Here is a 19,064-nt window from a genome sequence, read left to right on the forward strand (position 1 = left end):
GAAATCAAGTCAAAAATTCTGATTTACCAAACTGCACACCCACTCTGCACTCTTAGATTCGAATGAATAATTGGTTGAGTCAGTTTAGTAAAACCATTACTTTCACTAGCGCCAGAAAATAGATTACGGTAGCGATCATACACCCATAACTCTACTAGATTTGAAACATCAGTTGCTACACCATTACCAAGAACTACTTTTAAGCCCAAACTTACTGCGTGCTCTGCCATTTGAATGAGTTCGCTGATACCTCCTTGCTTACAGAGTTTTAACTTAATCCACTGACATCCCAATTGTGCAGCATGGGTAACATCCTCAAAACTATGAATACTCTCATCAAGCATCAATGGGACGGGTGAAGCGGATACAAGAGCAGACATGGCATCCCACATTTCAGCAGGCAAAGGTTGTTCGACCAACTCAGTACGATCGCACAGAAACTCTTGAACAGAATTGAGAAAAGATTTGGCATTCTCAAAGGAATAAGCCTGATTAGCATCAAAACGCACCCGTATTCTAGCAGGCACAAGATTTCGCAATTTTGGTAAAACTGCCAAATCCTGTGTCAAAGACTCTCCGATTTTTACCTTAAGCGTGCAATAGCCTTGCGCGATCGCTTTTTGAATGGTCTCTTCGATATTTTGGTCAGATGATGAGGTTGGATAGACTAATGGCACTGGAGAACGTGCTCTTTGTTTTTCTGGTTGGTCAAAGATTTCAGGATCGAGTGCTGACAGGATGAGCGAACTTGCACAGGGAGCTTTAACAATTTGAGATGCGATCGTCTCCCTAGCTGTTTCGATTGACTGACCGATGCAATGAGGCAACCAGAGTTCACAACTGCGTATTACATCTTCGACTGTTTCAGACGAGTATCCTAGTAATGGAACAACTTCGCCAATTCGAGTTATGCCATTATCAAAAGTAAAATGCACGAATAGAGCATTAAACGTCTCTAAAGTAACAAAAGAAAGTACATATGGGCGCTTTAAGGGAATTTGCCTATATTCCCAATGGCAAGAAACGATATTAGGCATTATTGAGGCAGCTCTTGTTTTCTAAGTCTCATTTGCGCATCATTGGACAGATGCGTATAGCGTTCGAAGATCATTTGACTACGCGAGCGTAGTTTCTCGTCTTCCTTATCCTTCTCTGTACTGAGAATATAGCCAACCGGGTTATATTTTAAAACCCCCTCATTTTGACCGTTAACAAATGCATGAAGTCTCCCTGAGGTAAGAGCTTTAGCTCTTTCAACAAAGTGTCTAAATCGATCTATTACCTGACTACCATTCAGAATCTCCTGATTTTGGATGTATGCGATCATCGGGTCTGCTAGTACTGTATGGTGACGTAGCACTGAAGTGGCCATTCTGATATGCATATTCTCATGAGAGCCTAGATCTTCAAGCACCAATGGGGCTGTAAGCGCATCGTTAAACACATAATCACCTCTTCGCAAGTAGCGAGTACGTTCAATAAAACGTTGGTAATTCGTGACTACATCTTGGTGATCGATTGCGCTATATACAACTGGAATAATGGCATCATGATGCAGTAGATCGGAGTGGAGTTCACCCATTTTGTCTCGCTGTCCATTGCGAATAATGCACCGATATTCCTCATCAACATAAACGTGCGTCGGGCAAATATCACAAGCTAGGCATCGACTGATATATTTTTCCGTAACATCAAGCACGGTGGCATCCATGTCTTGCTCAAACTGGCTCACTAGATCTTTAACATAGTGGAGAGCAAAGTTATGTTTGTCCTGTAATACCCAGAATAAGACACGAACTTTTGCCTTGAGTGGTTGTGGCTTACCTAATTTCATCAGAGCTGCAACGTGAGCAATTCTGCGTCCAGTTCCCATAGATGTCCAAAGCCCATAGGTATCTTTTGACATCGTTCCAACATCACCTGCATGTCCCGTTCCACCATACTGGGCAGTGGTATCTGAATCATTCCCCACACCCAGTAGTCCAACATTCACCATATCGAGAAGTTGATAGATCAAAGTTGTTTCTTGACCACCATTCCGTTTTGCCCCAACAGCAATACCAGCATAAACTTTATCTTGTAGGGTAGCCTTTAATTCAGAGTCATTTCGAATTAAATCAACTAAATCTTGAGCAAGAGAGCCGCGATCGCCAAAGTAGACAGGTGTAGAGATTAAAATGCCATCAGCACTGCATAGATGGGCTTTAAGTTCGTCTATTTTTCTTGACATTCCCGCAGCAGGAAAGTACTCACTTAAGGAAATATGCTCGATCTCACAGCCACTTTGAGCAACTGACCATAGTGCCGCAGACAGGGCAACTTCTGAATTACTTAGTCCGCGATCGCCTTTAAGTTTTTGAAGATTTGCATAAATATCATTAAAGCTCAAACCTTCAGATCGCCCCGAGTCAATAAAATTCTGTAAATGAAGTTCTGACTGTTCAGACAGGTACTGGTTTAGCTCGTTCTCTGTTTTACAAGCCAAGAGTTCTTGAATGAGAGTGTGATTACCTTTTCCCCAACGAGCATTTCTTAAACTACCAGCAATACCGAGAATTTTTGGTTTCATCTAAAATTGCTCCTTAACTCAACTCTATCATTATGGATTATGCCAAAGCTATATAGCTGTCACACAAAGCACGACTTATCTACCAATATAGGCTGATAGCAGCTAGTGACAGCTATCATACGGTAATTATCAAATTCGGGAGAAATTGTTTCGTTCTGCAACATTTTTAAGGTCAAGTCAAAAAAATCAACCCCAGCAGGACGGACAACTAAAGCGGATGAGTTAGAAAAACGAGGGTTAATCTCTGTAACAAGTAAACTCCCATCCTCAAAAGCAAATAGTTGAATATTCGTCGCACCATAAAATTCCAGTTCCGAAACTAGTTTCTCAACATACTCACGAATCCTGCGATCGCAAGGAATTGTTTTCCCTCTAATAATTCCACCTCCATCTCCTGCCTTCAATCGATAGAGAGGGACGAGACGTTTTAGTTCTCCGTCCTGAACAAAAAAGTCAACATTAATCTCACGCCCCTGCATCAAAGGATCTTGGAGTAAATAATCTTCCTCTTGTCCCTTCAATTTGCGACAGTAGTATTCCAAATCCTCTACATCGTCTAACAGCTTAAAAAAATAGCGCGGAGAATTTTTCATTCCTGCATAGCGAGGCTTCAGATAAACTGGATACTTAACTAGATTGAGTCCTTGCTGAGCCTCAGCTAATGTCATTGTATGAGGTGTAGGAATTCCTAATTGACGAAACAGATAAAACGTTTGCAATTTATCCATTGATAAGTTGAGAGTACGCTCTGGCACAGCCAAGACTTTAACGCCTAGTTTTGCAAAACGCTCGCGTTCCTGAGTAAATCGCACTAAATCTAAGTCTGCTAGAGGCACCAACAGCTTAATATTTTCATCCTGACAAATGTTTTCTAAAACCTCTAGAAATCTTGGATCGGTGGATCGAGGAACATGATAGCTTCTATGTGCTGAGTAATTGCCAGGGGCTAACTCATCAATCTCAGTCGTTATAACTTCCTCGACTTGCTTTTGCTCTCGAAAAGCACTAATTAACAGGGAGCGATTTCCAGCAGTGGGTATCAAGATTTTCATGTTTTGAATGCTAACAGACGATCAAACGGTTTGTCTAGAGGCAGCATAGTAAGACTCTTCTTGCAGGCTAAGATCTTGAAATAGAGGGTTAACCAAATCTTTTGGAAGGGAAACATTATCAGCAGCAAGACGTAACAATCCTAAAAGCAACGGCATCGTTTTTGTTTCTCCATGATTTCTAACTAACCATGCTCTTATATCTTTGCCAAGTTGAAGCCGCAGTTCAGAACTATCCACTAGTCTAAGTAAAGCCTCAAAAATCTCATGTGGCTCGCTAACATTAATCATTGGGGCAACATCTCCAGCATATAGCGGCGTGTATTGCTCTTTTCTTAACTTAATTAAAATTGGTTTCCCAACAGATGCCGCTTCTAGACCTGTTGCTCCGTAATAGCCATAGACAAACTGATCTAACACAATGTCACAAGAACGGTAGTAATCGATTAAACGTTTTTTCCCGACAGGTGGCAACAAGATAAATCGATCGCCCATGTCCAAACTTGCAATTTTTGCTTGAAACTCTGGAAGACTATTTCCCCATGCCAAAAAAATAAAACGAAGTTCTGGGCGTGTTTTCGCTGCATCTACTAAAGCTTGAAAGAGTTCATCACTCTGACCTTTAACTTTTTTATCGAGTCTTGAAGTTGCGAGGACAAAGACCCCCTCTCCATAGGTTGCCTCCCAGATTTTACGGGCTTGCCCTTCGCCAGGAGAATAAATGGAATCATCCATCGGGTAAGGCAAATAAATTCCATTAGTCAAACCTAATCGGCGACAGTGACCAATGGCATGAGGATTACTAATCATGAGAAATCTAGCAGCATTAAAGGAAAGGCTCATGAGTTTCCCTAAATCATCAGTTCGCCCGCAATCGTACTGAAGATCTCCCCCAACCGAGAAAGTACAGTAGGGCTTTCCACTAGCATAGGCAGCCAGTGGATTACTTGCAGCATAGATCACCTCGTAATTAGACAAAGCTTTTGCGTTAGAGAAGTAAGGATAAAACCCATCATAGGCAAACAAGATCTCATGTCGAAGAGATCTGGACGTAGACATGAGATGGAGTAAAGGAATTCGAGATCCCAAACAAAAATCTCTAAATGCACTATACAACTCAGAACCTTCCATAGGTACAGAAAAACTAGGCACTTGTACTTGAATATTTGGATATGTTTTGAGGAAGCTCTCTCCATCCATCAAGTCAGAGAACTCCCCATCAAACTCTTCCCACTCAGGTAAATTGAGGGCACTAGTATCCATTGGACTAGGAAATAAACCCACCAATGCGCCATACTTCTGTGCTAGCCTTGCCCATTTATAGGTATTTTGGGCCATATTCACTGCAAAAGCACATTTCAGGGGTTCAGGATGAGCCTCTAAATAATCAAGAGAAAATCTCCAGACATCGGTTGAATATTCTCGAAATCTACTTATATTCTCGACTGAGAGATAAGGGTTATCCCAAGGATGGCGATCGATATTAGGCGTACAATCTTGGAGGTTTTGAAAAGGCTCAATCAAAGCTTTGAATTTAAGCTGGTTAGTCTCTAGCTCAATTCTTTTAGCTTCTAGCTCAATTCTTTTAGCTTCTAGCTCAATTCTTTTAGCTTCTAGCTCGACCTCGTATTCTATTTGTCGTTGTTCTAACTCAATCCAGTATTTTAGTTTATTCCCAATAAATGGAAGTTTTGGAGCTAGTTTTTTGATTGAACTTTTCATTCTCAAGGTTTTCCTTTAGGGATATTTAAGACAATTTGATTAGTCCACGGAGCTAATATTTCTTTCTGCCATCCGTCTTTAGTAAAATAGCGAACTGATAGATCGCGAATAGATTGCTTTGACTGCAATACAAATCCCTTATCTGTAGATTCAATCTTAATGCTATCTAACATGCATAGCCAGTCAAGATAGCTATCTAGACCAATGGCAATCCAACCAAGTCGCTGAGAAAGTAATATAACTTCTTTATGGAGATGACGAGTACTATCTATATTTTGAGGATGCAAATTGAATACTAAGATACCTGGCACAGAAGACTCAATTTGGTTAACCAGTTGCTTAATTTTCTTTGCCGCCTGCTTTTCTGTCTGATTAAGCGCAAAAATTATGCCATCGCCAAAAGCAGTGAGAAGACTGTAGTGATTTGACCAGTTACGATCGGGTGTTCTCATTTTCATGGGTAAAAGAGAACCATTCATTACAGTTCCATCTGCTTTGGAGTAGTTAACACTCAAACCAATTTTGTTCTCTTCCCAAGTTTTTAGAAATCCAAGATAGCCTCGGTCAAGGTAGCCATGATTGCGGAGTGTACGCACCGACCTACCAGACAACTGACGAATGAAATTGGCTTGCTCAGTACATAAGCGATCGTATTGCTCGGGCTGTTCTAGAGCATCAGGATGCAAGCCAATTTCTACATTGCTTGGCATTTTCGCTAAAGTTTCTGGGGTATGCCTAGTTTGAGGAACGAGTAAATAAGTAATTGGGCAATCACCAATTACTCTTAACTGTTCGTCGTATTTTTCTAGAAAGGCTTGATCGTCATCTCCAGTTAGAATCACAGCACCTTTTGCTCCATTGGGTAGGATATCAACGAGTGGATAACCACTCAGTTGAGAGAAGGTCTCAGCTAAGAAAAAACCCAAACGATCTGCCCAAGGGTAAGTGGGGTATTGGGGATGTATCTGATCCTCAAACAAATAGTTAGCACGTTCGTGAGCAAATCCAAACCCTCCTTTTGTCCCTGACTCAAGTACCTTGCTCGGATCTCCTTGACGATGTCGAATTATCTCTTCTTCTACGTTTAAGCCAATTAGAAGAATTTTTTCATTTTTATGCTTTAACCAAGCGATCGCTGCTTGTCCCTTGTCATTTGCCCAAACAGGTTCTAGATTCTGTCCTGAAAAAGTAACATGAGGTAATAGAGCATGATAAACGGGACGAATTGATGTAAAAGGATTTTTAAACCTTGAAGTTCTAGCAGGATAATAGAGTTGCTTACCTATTTCTAACTGACTCTGTAAATCTAGATCTGCCAAATCAGCACTTGTTGAGACAAATTTAATAGTTGCTTGGAATAGTGGAAATGGAACTATCTCATTTTCAATTAGATTAATTGATGACAAATAACCATACTGTCTGAGTATGATACCTAGGCTCTCAGTATTTGAATATGCTGACTTTCGCTCATAAGACATTGTTTATTTAAAACTCCATCTCAGAAAAGTCTATAAAAGCAAAGTTATTATAATTTAACTGCACAAATAGCATTGTTTATTCTATATTCAGGCTGTAATGAATTTGATAACAACTCTTGCATAAATGTAGGAATCCAAACACATGACAAGTACCACCAGAGTGACGGCAAAATTGGTGGATGGTAACCAAAAGCAAAGCTATCTATAATTTGAAAACCTTTTGTACTCACAAAACCCATTAGTTCTTGCATTGTATAAAGGTTATTAGAAGCGGGATCCAGTTTTTCTCCTGTTCTTAATGTATAAAGATTATTTTTGTTAACAGTTCTTAAAATAAGTCTGCCATTCGGTTTTAATACACGAGAAATCTCAGAAAAAGCTTTGTCAGGATTTTGAAAATATAACAAAGCTCCTAGGCATACAACATAATCAAAAGAAGCATCAGCAAATGGAAGTTGTTCAGCAAAAATATTATCTAGAAGCTTTACGGAGGTTTCTTTTTCAAGAATATCCCAAGTAGGAAATCGATGAGGATCCACTCCAGTAATATCTTTAAAATCAAGCTTGCTCAACAGTGCAACATATTTCCCGGGTCCGCAACCTAGTTCTAAGATTTTTGCATTTGAGTCATGAGGTAACCACTTTCCTAAACAAGCATGAAGAGGATGGTTTGCCATTTTATTTGCAAAATCCCGATCGTGCAGAAAACTTTTCAAGAGTTTATCTTGTGATGCGACAATTTGCTGGGTTCTGAGATTGCTAAAAAAGTTAGTCATGATTCGTTATTATGAATGTAAGTAACAGGGACACGCGTGTTGACAATACCAAAATCTAAAATAGGAAACTCAGGAACAATATTAAATTTTAGGCTACTAACCTGACGAGAAAAAACTTGACTATAGGGATAATTTCTGATTAGATCCCAACCATTAGAACAAACAGTAGACACCAAATATACTCCCGAGCCAATACAGTTTTCTTTAAATTTAAAGCACGCCGTTACACTTCCCGAAAAATTGATTAAATTATTATCGTCAAATCCACTGGACTGCCAGAAGACATAGACACCATCAGATCTAGTTATCTTTATCCCGATATCAGCTTGTGGTACTTCACGATGTGCCAAAATTTCAACTCTAATTTCAAAGGGTTGATTTTCTTTAATTAAACTAACCTCTTCATTATTAGCATAGAGAGAAGTTTTTATGATTTCAATATCTGGTTTACTGTTTTTCTCAATAAGATTGAGAGCGTTTTTATATTGATCCTCATTGACTTGAGCTATCTGTGTTTTAAATGTAAGATTATTCCAACCATCTTTCGTTTTTTGGTTGCTTACAAGAGCTAAACTTTCCCAATCTCCTTGTAAATAATTTGTGAATTCAAGTCCAATTTTTTCTACACATAAAACTGAGGTTGACTCAACATTGAGTTCGACTTCCCAGTATTTATCAGTGGGTATTTTTGATGGATTGAATAAAATTTGCCCACCCTTATTTTTGCCTGATTGACTATTAAGAATACGACACTCATTACCATCTTTCTCATATAGTCTTCCCCATTCAGAATTAAGCAGATCGAGGGAAGCTATCTCCTCTGTATGAGTATCATTCAAAGTCAATGGAATCTCTTGTGTTGGACTTTGATTAACAGATATACCGATCTTGCGGATAAAGTGAGTATCTTTAAAAGTTGGATTTTCTTGCGAAATCATTCGCAATTTGTAGATTGACTGCTGAATGTCCGACAAATGGATATGAGATGATTGATTCTGACGGCTAAGATGGTCTGCTCTGGTGGTTTCATCCTCTCGCCTTCTGTAATCTTCCTCATATTGCCTAATAATATACTCTGCCTCTCCCATGTTGCGAATCGTACCATTTTCCATCCAAATAACTGTGTCGCAGAGCATCTGGATAGAACTAGTAGAATGACTGACGAACAACAGAGCTTTACCTTGATCGCAGAGATCGATCATCCGCTTCATTGCCTTACCGACAAAATAGGCATCCCCAACGCTCAAAACCTCATCAACCACTAATATCTCTGGCTTAATTGCTGTCGTAATTGCAAAAGCTAGTCTTGCATTCATTCCTGTACTATAAGTTTTAACAGGAGCATAGATGAACTGTCCTAGTTCTGTAAATTCAACAATTTCTTCAGTTAACTTATCAACATCTGAAGGATTGCAACCGTTGAGTAATAAATTAAAGCGAATATTACTTAGTCCAGTTTCTTCAGGATTTAACGAAGAAGTTAAGCTCAACATCGCAGAGATTTTACCATTGATTTTGATGCTTCCCGATGTGGGTGGTAAGTTCCCTGTCAGAATTTTGAGAAGTGTAGATTTACCAGAACCGTTGGGACCAATAATGCCAACGCGATGCTTGAGCTTAATTTCAAAGGAAATATCATTCAAAGCCCAAAATAAATCGTGATAGCATTTACCCGTCATAGCCTCCTTTAAAATATCCATTGGCTTTTGGTAGATAGGGTAAGCCTTAGAAAGATTTTTTACAGCAATAACAATATTATTTTCTTCATTCATAGATATATATTTGAGAGTGTGTGATTGAGTGCGCTTCTCGATAGATTCACTAACTCATCAAGTTCAGATCGTTTACAATACGTCACCAAACATAACTTTTAATCGCTCAAAAAGTCCGTAGCCAAGCGCAAAAATGAGATGGCTCAGTAAAATATATACGACCCACGCCCAAGGATGGGCAAACCTGCCAAAATAGAGCGCATCTTGATAGCACCAGATCATGTAGCTAAAAGGATTGAAGTAAAGGATTGGTCTAAATAGTTCGGGGACTTGTTCGGGTAGATAAAAAATCGGCAAGACGTAAATCCCAATCACTGTAAACACTTGCACAATATCTTTCATGTCTCGGAAGTAAGCCCCGATCGCTGCCAAAATATAGGACACGCCAGCCATACCAATCATTTGCACAAATACCAACAGGGGTAACAGTGCATAGGTAACAGGTAATGCGAAGTGTGTAACTAGAACATACACAATCAGAATGGCAAAGAAAATCCCCTGTGTGATCAAGGAGGCAAGCACGCTTTTAATTGGCAAGATCTCGATCGGGAAAACAACTTGCTTGACCAAACTGGCATTACTGGTAATCACTGTGCTTGCCTTAGACATGCTTTCTTGCACGGCTAGCCAAGGAATTAGCCCAGAGAGTAAATAGGTTGTGTAATCTAGAGGCATTTCCCTCGTGCCCCCAATTTTGACTTTGAACACAATCACAAAAACAAAAATGTAAACACCAATTAAAACGAGTGGATGCATTACTGCCCAAAACAGTCCAAAAAACTGACCGCGATAGCGATCGGTAATTTCTCGTTTTGCCATCTCCCATGTCAGCGTCTTATAGGTCGTGAGGAGCCGAAAAACATCGCGAAATGCCTGCAAGTGGCTCGTAAATAATGAAGGAGATCCCATACTCATCCTAAAAACTGCTCGCACCAACTTTCCAAGTTTAACAACGACCAAATCAGGAGACGGCGATTTTGTTTACCCTCAAGATGTTGATCGATCAATTGTTGAACCGATTTATAGTCCAAGAGATCGTAAATCCTGCCTTTAGGGTTGCATATCCTACGTCTGACATAATCGATGCTCTCTCCTTTAAACCAACTGGCATCAGGCGCAGAAAAGCCCTGTTTTTCCCGTTCTGTAACGCTGCTTGGGATATAACGAGAAATTGCTTTTCTCAGTAAGAGTTTGCCATCTTTATTTTTTTGAAAATACTTGGCAGTTTTGTTGCCAAGGTCATTTTCATTCAGGCGCACGACTTCCGTAAGGTTGCCAAGTTTTAAATTCACTGGCATTTTCATGGCAAAATCAACTAGATCGTTATCTAAAAATGGCACTCTAGTTTCAAGAGAATGCGCCATGCTGAGTTTGTCTTCAATTGTCAAAAGACCATGGAGAAAAGTTTTGGCTTCAAAGTAGAGCGAGCAGTTCACATAGTCTTGAGGTCGGGTAAATTCTTGGAGAGGTTGCTGAAAAACACGCTTAAAGATGTCTTTGGTCGAAACATGCTTTACTTGATCCCAGATTGGTGCGCAGACTGCCTGTGTCTCTCCATTGACCAAAAGCCTCTGCCAAAACCCGTAGTATTTATCGATGTAATGGTCAAAATCATCATTGACAACTGCGCGGTAATAGCGCCAGGGGTAACCAGCAAACAGTTCGTCACCACCTGTACCTGCTAAAACAACCTTGACAAACTTACTGGCTAGCTGCGCGACATAGAAGTTTGGGTAACTTTGCCCAACACGAGGCTCTTCTAAGTGCCATGCTAAACGAGGCATAATTCGCTCCATATCCCCTGCTTTTAAGACCATTTCGTAATGCTCAGTCTTAAATAGGTAAGACATATACTCAGCAGGTTCGCGCTCGTCATAGCTGACCTCAATCCCCGAAGCAGAGTTGAGATCGAACCCGCAAGTAAAAGATTTGAGATAGGGAAGTTGTTGAGCAGCGATCGCAGTAATCGAACCACTGTCCATGCCACCACTCAGATATGCCCCCAGTTCAACATCACTGATTAACTGGCGATTGACCGCCTGCCGAAATAGGCGATCTAGTTCCTCAAGATATTCGAGTTCGTCTTTGGGGTTTTCTGGCTCGACAAAGTGATAGTCCCAATATTGTTTTACGTGAGGTGGCTGAGGCGATCGCACCGACAATAACATCGACGAACCTGCTGGTAGGAGTTTTATGTCGCTAAATAGGGTTTTATCGGTAAAGAAGTTTTGGAATGTAAGATACTCTAGCAGTGCTTCTAAATCGATGTTAGTGCGATAGGCAGGATTAGCTAAGATAGCTTTGACTTCAGAGCCAAAGAGAAATTTTTGCCCCTGCAACGTGTAATACAAAGGCTTGATGCCATAGCGATCTCGGGCAAGAAATACTTCCTGTTTGTGGCGATCGAAAATCGCAAAGGCAAACATACCATTGAGGCGATGGAGGCACTGCTCTCCCCATGCGGCATAAGCATAGAGCAAGACTTCTGTATCTGTGCGGGAATGGAACGGATAACCAAGCGTCTCTAGTTCAATTCGCAGTTCGTTAAAATTATAGATCTCGCCATTAAAGCTAATCAAAAACCTCCCATCCGCTGTGGACATCGGTTGATGCCCTGCAGGAGATAGATCGATAATCGCCAACCGCCGATGCCCTAGTCCAACAGAACCTTCAATAAATTGACCCTCACCGTCAGGACCTCGATGGGCGATCGCATCAGTCATTTTTTTTAAAATGACAGGTGATACAGGCTCGCCGTCAAAATGTATAACTCCTGCAATTCCACACATTAATTCTTTGGGTGCACTAACACGACTTTAAGTTTCATCTAATTTCTAACTATCTAAATTACACCCGAATCTTAATTTCTTCAGATGGCTTATAGATAGCTTTGCCGACTGACTCTCCATGAGCATCATAGGGCATAATTGTGATGTAATAAGTTCCAGACTGCTTAAAAGGAACATCGATCTCCTCTTGCCTAGTTTTAATTAGAGCTACCTCGTGAGGAGGCTCTTGGTAAAGTAAATCAAGCATTTCTGGATGCCAAGTTAGCTGTTGTTTGTTGTAAAAATTTTCCAATTGTTTGGGATTAGTCGCTCGAATGTAATTCCAACCCCTTGTATGTTTTGATATATAAACTCTATAACCAAGAATATCTCGATCTATATCTTCAGAGGGAAGCCATTTAAGACTCAATATGCGTTTACCCGAACTGTCTGCCAAGATTTGAATGCCTTTAAAAGTCACTGCGCTTGGCATATAAAAATCTTTGATATGACCTATTTTACGATCTTTATCAACAATTGTTTGATAGGAGTCCCAGCCATAGATCTGATTTCGCTCCTCTTGTACTGTGGCAGTTTTTTCATAGTACAACGACAAAGAAGAATCATAGTTAAAGTAGAAAGAAGAGGGATAGGGATAAGAGAAAGAAACTTGACTCAGTTCCATAACTATGGGTTTGTTGTTATAGGGGATCTTATCAATTTCATATGGATGATTACTGAGATCGACAAAAGATGGTATGTTTCCCTGTGCGTCAAAGACTGTTTGAGATCCTCCCAAAAGATCTGCATCGAAATAATGCCAAGATCCGTCATAAAACAATTCAGCCAAAACGTGATTTTTTACTTGGATCAAACGACCTTTGATTCCTGCAGCAGCAAATAGGTCAACAGCAACTCTAGCTACTTGACCGCATCGCATTTCCGACAATTCTAGTAAGACTAAGGGATCGAAAACTGCTTTTTTGTTAGGATACATCGGTTGGATAAAATTATTAAAGCTACTCCTCTGCAAAAAATTTAATACCCGCAAATGTCTTTCTGTATTGCTTTTAGCACCATTGGTGACAATATCAAAAATATGCTTTAGAGTTTTATGGCGATCGATTCCCTGTAAAGACTTTTCTGTTGCCTCTAAAAGCTCGAAGTCATAGTCATAGGTTATATCTATCTCCTCTAAAGGTTTGCCAAGCCGTAAAGGAGAGTATCTAGGATTTCTGACATCAGAGCCGTTCCTTTCATAGTTAGAAATGTCTAGGTTTTGTATAAAGTTCTCAGTTTTTATCTCTTCCTGCTCAGCCAAAACGAGACCCCAGCTCGCATTAACAGTAATAATAACTAATGCGATGCCAAGTATAAAGAGAATAAAAAATTTAATCTTTCTAACCATTTTCCAGCATGATCGTGCACTAATTTGTTAGACAAAGTCACGGCACACTTCGTTCAATAATTTTACATTTTGCTCAGTTAGAGAATTAAATACAAAAAATTATTCTGAAGTTGTAACCTGCGAACAAAATAGTACATGTGTTAGGTCTGAGACAGTGAATTCCAATAATTGCTAGCCCCTGTTGTTCAAATGTTAAAAAGTCGTTCGATAAAATGACTTTCTCTGCAATAGCTAATTTAGGCTTAATGTAAACCAGAGCGGCTTTAAGCTCTCTAAAAAATTAGAAGCATCTTCAATTTTATTCTGTTCACCCAATTTATTAGGGCTATTATGCGAGAGCGCCTACCATTAAAAAATGACAGGCGCTCTCTTAATAATTGAAAGGGATCGACCTTGCCTAAAGTTACCCTTTGAGCCCTGCAGCCAGACGACGCGTTTCTACTTCTTCTTTATGGTTGTTTCGCCACTCAATCAGGTTTTTAATCCCCTCGCGCAATCCAGCTTTAGCAGTAAAGCCTATCTCTGCTGAAGCTTTTTTGGGACAGCCAACACGATTTTTAACAAAGGTGGGACCTGCTGGTTCATACTGAATTTTCAAATCAGAACCTGTAACATCGAGAATCATCTCTGCCAGTTCTTTAATCGTAGTTTTTACGCCTGTTCCCACATTGTAGAAAGCATCTGTTGTATCTGCTTTCATCGCACAAATATTTGCGGCAGCACAGTCGCCCACATAAATGAAGTCATAGGCCTGAGAACCATCCCCATAGACAACTGGCGGCAGTCCACGATCGAGGCGATCGAGAATTTTCATAATTACGGCAATATAGGTTCCTTTATAATCTTGGCGAGCACCATACACATTCATATAGCGCAACCCAACATAGTCAAAGTGTTTTTCAGTGCCTTTATAACGGTGATATAAAGCGCGTGCCATCTGTTCGCCCGCAATTTTTGTAGCGCCGTAGAAATTATTGTTGTTGTAAGGATGATCTTCGGTCATTGGCTCTGCTAGAGCATCTCCGTACACAGAAGCAGAAGAAGAATATACTAGCCTTTTCACACCATTGTTGATACAGGCTTCGAGAACGTTGAAAGTACCACCTATGTTAACTTCAAAAGCCGAACGTGGAAAGTCGTAACAGTGCAATAGCCATAGAGCCGCAAAGTGAAAGACACCATCAATATCTTTCATGGCGACATCTAAAATATCTCGATGTAAAAGTTCTCCACCAAGGGAAAAGACATTAACTCGTGGGTCTTTGAGCGCTTCTGCGAGGTTTTCTCTGCTGCCACGAGTGAGGTTATCGTAGATGCGAATTTCTGCCACATCTTCTTTGAGGAGTTGATCGACAGCATGGGAACCAATAAATCCTGCCCCACCGATGACTAGAAAGCGCTTACCTTTTAAATCCATGCGTTGTTCCTTACTAAAATGACAAATATCTCTAGCCTGACCCAGAGGATTTATAGACTAACTAGTGATTAATACTTAGTCTTAAAAATCGTACCACTTCTTCGGCGATCGCTCGGTCTAGCTCTGGCCAAATTGGCAAACTCAACACCTGTGTGCCCAGCTCATCGCTGATCGGATTGGCAGGATACTTACCTGCATAGACAGGCAGGCGATCTTGTGGGATGGGGTAGTAGATCATCGTACTGATGCCCTGCTCGGCAAGGTATTTACTCATGCGATCGCGCTGTCCGTTGGTAATGCGAATCGTATATTGGTGAAAGACATGCCCCGTAGCAACCTCTGGTGTAATAATTTCAGAGATGTCGGCCAGCAGTTGATTGTAGGTTTGCGCCACTCGCCGTCTGCCTGCATTCCATGTATCAATGTGGGGTAGCTTAACCCGTAGAATTGCTGCCTGGATGCTATCAAGACGAGAATTATAACCAAGGATTTCGTTGTGATACTTTTTCTTAGAGCCATGTACCCGTAGCTTTTGACAGAGATCGGCAATGGCATCATCATTCGTGGCAATTAAGCCACCATCGCCATAGGCTCCCAGATTTTTTGACGGAAAAAATGAAAACGCACCGACATCCCCGATCGCACCCGTCATTTTGCCTGCGATCGCCGATCTCGTAGTATCCTGACAAGCTCCTTGACAAGTCGTACAAGTGCCTGCATAGCTTGCACCAAAAGACTGAGCGCAGTCTTCGATCACCTTGAGCCCATGCGCCTGGGCAATATCAAGAAGCTGTGCCATCGCAGCGGGATTGCCATAGAGATGCACTGGCATAATCGCCTTCGTGCGCGACGTAATTTTGTCTTTAATTTTGCTAGGGTCGATATTAAAAGTACGCGGATCGACATCCACAAACACTGGTGTCGCACCCACGTTACTAATCGACTCAGCTGTAGCAAAAAAAGAAAAGGGCGTGGTAATCACCTCGTCCCCCACCCCAATTCCTAAAGCTCTTAGCCCGATTACGAGAGCATCTGTACCCGAGTTAACCGCGATCGCATGTTTGACCCCTAAGTAAGTGGCAGCCTCTTGCTCGAACAGTTTTACATCGGGCCCCATAATAAACTGCGCCGAATCTAAAACACGCGTAATTGCAGTATGAATATCTGCTTTGATGGCTTGATATTGGGGACTGAGATCGAGAATAGGAATTTTGAGATCGCTCATGCTACTTTTTTGATTTCTGTTTCTGATACCTGTTGATATTTTCCGCCAACGGAATCGACTGCAAAGCCTGACGCATCAAACTCTAACACGTCCCCATAGGCACTCATCCAGCCCACTAACCGCGCTGGTACACCTGCAACCATGCCATAGGAAGGCACATCTTTGGTGACCACTGCGCCTGCTGCTACAAAGGCTCCTTCATAGAGGGTTACCCCACAGACAATGGTGGCATTGGCTCCGATACTCGCCCCACGCTTAAGAATCGTGGTTTTGTAATCAGCGCTGGTATTGCGGGGATATTCACATCGGGGGGTTTTGACATTCGTAAACACCATGCTGGGACCACAAAAGACATAGTCTTCCAAAACAACACCTTCATAAAGTGAGACGTTATTTTGGATTTTGCAGTAGTTGCCGATTGTGACCCCATTGGCAACAAAAACATTCTGCCCGAGAATGCAATTTTTGCCAATTTTGGCTTTACCTGTCACATGGGAGAAATGCCAAACCTTGCTACCCGAGCCAATTTCTGCACCTTCATCCACATAAGCTGACTCATGTACGAAATAGTCAGTCACCGATCGCCTCCTGTGCTTTTTCTAAAACTTCCACAACCGCCACACCATTCCAAGCATCAGAGCGCGGACGCTGACGACTCGTCAAGCATTCGAGAAAATGTTCGCACTCCAATTTTAGGGGCTCGGCAGCCGCTACAGCGATAATTTCGCTGCCCCCATCTTGATTGTTAAGTTGGCTATCTACGCTTTTATGATGGACTGTAACCGTCTGAGCCACCTCGTCATAAACCAGCATTTGCTTTTCAGCAATTACGACTGTGCTGCGCTGGTTGAGCGGATAGTACCAAGAGGTGTGAATATGGGCAGTTTGCCCGCCTTGAAATCGCAGATCGACATGGACATGATCTGCAATGCCATCTTGCAGCATAGCGTGTCCGCTGGCTTTGACCTGCTGTAATTTAGGGTTACCCAGTAAATCTAAGACGACGGAGACATCATGGGGCGCAAACGACCACCAAACATTTTCTTCGCGACGCACCTTACCTAATTTTGCGCGTTGGGTAGACACATGCAAGACTCTTCCTGCTTTACCACTGGCGAGATAGTCCCGCATCCATGCGATCGCGGGTTGATACAGGAGCAGATGCCCCACCATCAGAATGCGATCGTGCCTGTCGGCATATTCAGCAAGATGTTTTGCCTCCTCAGTTTTGAGGGTCATTGGTTTTTCCACAAAAACATCTTTGCCAGCTTCTAGGGCCTGCAAAGCCAGTTTGTAGTGGGAGGGTGCGGGGGTTGCCAGCACAACAGCAGACACCTCAGCATCGAGAGCTGATTGAAAATTGTCATAAAGGGGTGTATCAGGAAAACTAGTCGCGATTGCTGCACGCAAGTCAGGGCTCATCTCGGCGACACCTGCCAAAGCCCCCAAACTATAAAAATTACGGACGAGGTTCTTACCCCAGTTTCCTGCACCTACAACGATTACTTGTTTCACAGTTCCTCTCGTCACAGAAGTGTCACTTTTTCCTTGTCACAGTTCAGATGGCGGGTGATCCCGCGTGTATCCAATACCGCTTTAGCTTTTTCAACAAGATGTTCGTAGTCGATTTGGCTATGATCGGTGGCAATGACAACCAGATCGGAGCTAGAGATCGCCGCATCGGTCAGATCGACAGATTGGAATGTGCAACTGCCAACCTGAATCTCAGGCACAAAAGGATCGTGATAGGAAATCTGGATCAGATCGCCCAAAAGATTTTGAATCAAAGAAATTGAAGGGGATTCGCGCCAGTCTCCCAAATTTTTTTTGTAGGCTACGCCCATAATCAAAACTTTTGATTTAGAAGGAGCTACACCAATTTTATTCAGCGATCGCCAGACTTTTTCACGGACAAACTCTGGCATGCGCCGATTAATTTCTCCAGCTAGGGATATAAATCGGGTCTCAAAATTAAATTCCTTTGCCTTCCACTCTAAATAGTGCGGATCGATTGGGATGCAGTGACCTCCAACACCAGGACCAGGATAGAAAGGCATAATCCCAAATGGTTTGGTATTGGCAGCATCTAGTACCTCCCAAACATTCAAGTCCATGCGATCGCAAAGTAATGCTAATTCATTCACTAAAGCAATATTGACAGCACGGAACGTATTTTCAAATACTTTTACCAGTTCGGCAGCTTTAGCACTGCTCACAGGCACGATATGTTCAATGGTCTGCTCGTAAAACATTTGCGTGATCGCCAATGAGTGCGGATCGGAAGCACCCACAACTTTGCTCGTGTTTTTGGTTGTGTAGCGTAGATTTCCAGGATCGACTCGTTCTGGCGAATGTGCCAAAAAAAAGTCTTGTCCTTGCTTTAACCCACTGACTTGTTCGAGCAAAGGACGCATCACTTCATCCGTTGTACCTGGATAGGTAGTTGACTCCAAAGTAACCAGTTGACCTTTGCGAAGATACTTGGCAATTCCCCGCGTTGCACCCTCCACATAGCTGAGATTAGGCGTGAGATTTTTGGTCAAGGGCGTCGGCACACAAATCACGATGACATCCATTTCTGGAATGCGATCGAAGCCCATAACAGCCTTGAGCTTACCGCTCTCAACTACAGCCTTGAGATCTTCATCCTTGACATCGGGGATGTAATTATCAGCGGCATTTACCTGCTTTGCCCGATCGGGGTTTAGCTCAATGCCTAAAACTTGGTAACCTACTTTGGCTTTTTCAACGGCAAAGGGCAAGCCTACATAGCCAAGTCCAACCACGCCAACGGTGGCAGTATGGTTTTTAATTTTGCTTTGCAATTGGCTAAAAGTGGCTGGCGCATCCACAATATTTGGCTTCATTAACACTTAAATG

15 protein-coding genes are annotated in these 19,064 nt (G+C 41.8%); all 15 read right to left on the reverse strand.

Annotated elements, in window-relative coordinates:
* Nucleotides 1-23: 23 nt before the first annotated feature.
* The gene (locus ACP2WE_RS05765; RefSeq protein WP_425214635.1) at nt 24-1,037 is read right to left on the reverse strand and encodes a mandelate racemase/muconate lactonizing enzyme family protein; all 1,014 of its coding nucleotides are present in this window, start codon (nt 1,035-1,037) and stop codon (nt 24-26) included.
* Complete coding sequence (locus tag ACP2WE_RS05770) at nt 1,037-2,569, reverse strand: NAD(P)H-dependent oxidoreductase (protein WP_425214636.1); 1,533 nt, start codon at nt 2,567-2,569, stop codon at nt 1,037-1,039. Before ACP2WE_RS05770 ends, ACP2WE_RS05765 begins: the two co-directional genes overlap by 1 nt.
* A gap of 59 nt (nt 2,570-2,628) precedes the next feature.
* A complete protein-coding gene (locus tag ACP2WE_RS05775; protein WP_425214637.1) occupies nt 2,629-3,621 on the reverse strand; it encodes an ATP-grasp domain-containing protein in 993 nt (330 codons plus the stop codon).
* Between the two features lie 21 nt (nt 3,622-3,642).
* A complete protein-coding gene (locus tag ACP2WE_RS05780; protein WP_425214638.1) occupies nt 3,643-5,340 on the reverse strand; it encodes a hypothetical protein in 1,698 nt (565 codons plus the stop codon).
* A gap of 2 nt (nt 5,341-5,342) precedes the next feature.
* Nucleotides 5,343-6,746 carry a hypothetical protein gene (locus ACP2WE_RS05785; RefSeq protein ID WP_425214639.1) on the reverse strand — a complete coding sequence of 468 codons (1,404 nt, stop codon included), beginning with the start codon at nt 6,744-6,746 and terminating at the stop codon, nt 5,343-5,345.
* Between the two features lie 119 nt (nt 6,747-6,865).
* Nucleotides 6,866-7,594, reverse strand: coding sequence for a class I SAM-dependent methyltransferase (locus tag ACP2WE_RS05790; protein WP_425214640.1), 729 nt, complete (start codon nt 7,592-7,594; stop codon nt 6,866-6,868).
* Nucleotides 7,591-9,366 carry an ABC transporter ATP-binding protein gene (locus ACP2WE_RS05795; RefSeq protein ID WP_425214641.1) on the reverse strand — a complete coding sequence of 592 codons (1,776 nt, stop codon included), beginning with the start codon at nt 9,364-9,366 and terminating at the stop codon, nt 7,591-7,593. The genes ACP2WE_RS05790 and ACP2WE_RS05795 overlap by 4 nt, the downstream gene beginning before the upstream one ends.
* A gap of 72 nt (nt 9,367-9,438) precedes the next feature.
* On the reverse strand, nt 9,439-10,275 hold the full coding sequence (locus ACP2WE_RS05800; protein WP_425214642.1) for an ABC transporter permease: 837 nt from the start codon (nt 10,273-10,275) through the stop codon (nt 9,439-9,441).
* A 2-nt stretch (nt 10,276-10,277) separates the two neighbouring features.
* Nucleotides 10,278-12,155 (reverse strand): asparagine synthase (glutamine-hydrolyzing), encoded by a 1,878-nt coding sequence (gene asnB, locus ACP2WE_RS05805; RefSeq protein WP_425214643.1) that lies wholly within the window; start codon nt 12,153-12,155, stop codon nt 10,278-10,280.
* A 58-nt stretch (nt 12,156-12,213) separates the two neighbouring features.
* Complete coding sequence (locus ACP2WE_RS05810) at nt 12,214-13,455, reverse strand: hypothetical protein (protein ID WP_425214644.1); 1,242 nt, start codon at nt 13,453-13,455, stop codon at nt 12,214-12,216.
* 490 nt (nt 13,456-13,945) lie between these two features.
* Complete coding sequence (locus ACP2WE_RS05815; protein ID WP_425214645.1) at nt 13,946-14,959, reverse strand: NAD-dependent epimerase/dehydratase family protein; 1,014 nt, start codon at nt 14,957-14,959, stop codon at nt 13,946-13,948.
* Nucleotides 14,960-15,020: 61 nt separating this feature from the next.
* Complete coding sequence (locus tag ACP2WE_RS05820) at nt 15,021-16,184, reverse strand: DegT/DnrJ/EryC1/StrS family aminotransferase (protein WP_425214646.1); 1,164 nt, start codon at nt 16,182-16,184, stop codon at nt 15,021-15,023.
* Entirely contained in the window at nt 16,181-16,762 is a 582-nt protein-coding gene (locus tag ACP2WE_RS05825) for an acyltransferase (protein WP_425214647.1), read from the reverse strand. Before ACP2WE_RS05825 ends, ACP2WE_RS05820 begins: the two co-directional genes overlap by 4 nt.
* Nucleotides 16,755-17,699 (reverse strand): Gfo/Idh/MocA family protein, encoded by a 945-nt coding sequence (locus tag ACP2WE_RS05830; protein WP_425214648.1) that lies wholly within the window; start codon nt 17,697-17,699, stop codon nt 16,755-16,757. Before ACP2WE_RS05830 ends, ACP2WE_RS05825 begins: the two co-directional genes overlap by 8 nt.
* 11 nt (nt 17,700-17,710) lie before the next feature.
* Entirely contained in the window at nt 17,711-19,051 is a 1,341-nt protein-coding gene (locus tag ACP2WE_RS05835; RefSeq protein WP_425214649.1) for a nucleotide sugar dehydrogenase, read from the reverse strand.
* Nucleotides 19,052-19,064 lie beyond the last annotated feature (13 nt).

Source organism: Tumidithrix helvetica PCC 7403 (assembly GCF_965232925.1).
GTDB classification, from domain to species: domain Bacteria; phylum Cyanobacteriota; class Cyanobacteriia; order Pseudanabaenales; family Pseudanabaenaceae; genus Tumidithrix; species Tumidithrix helvetica.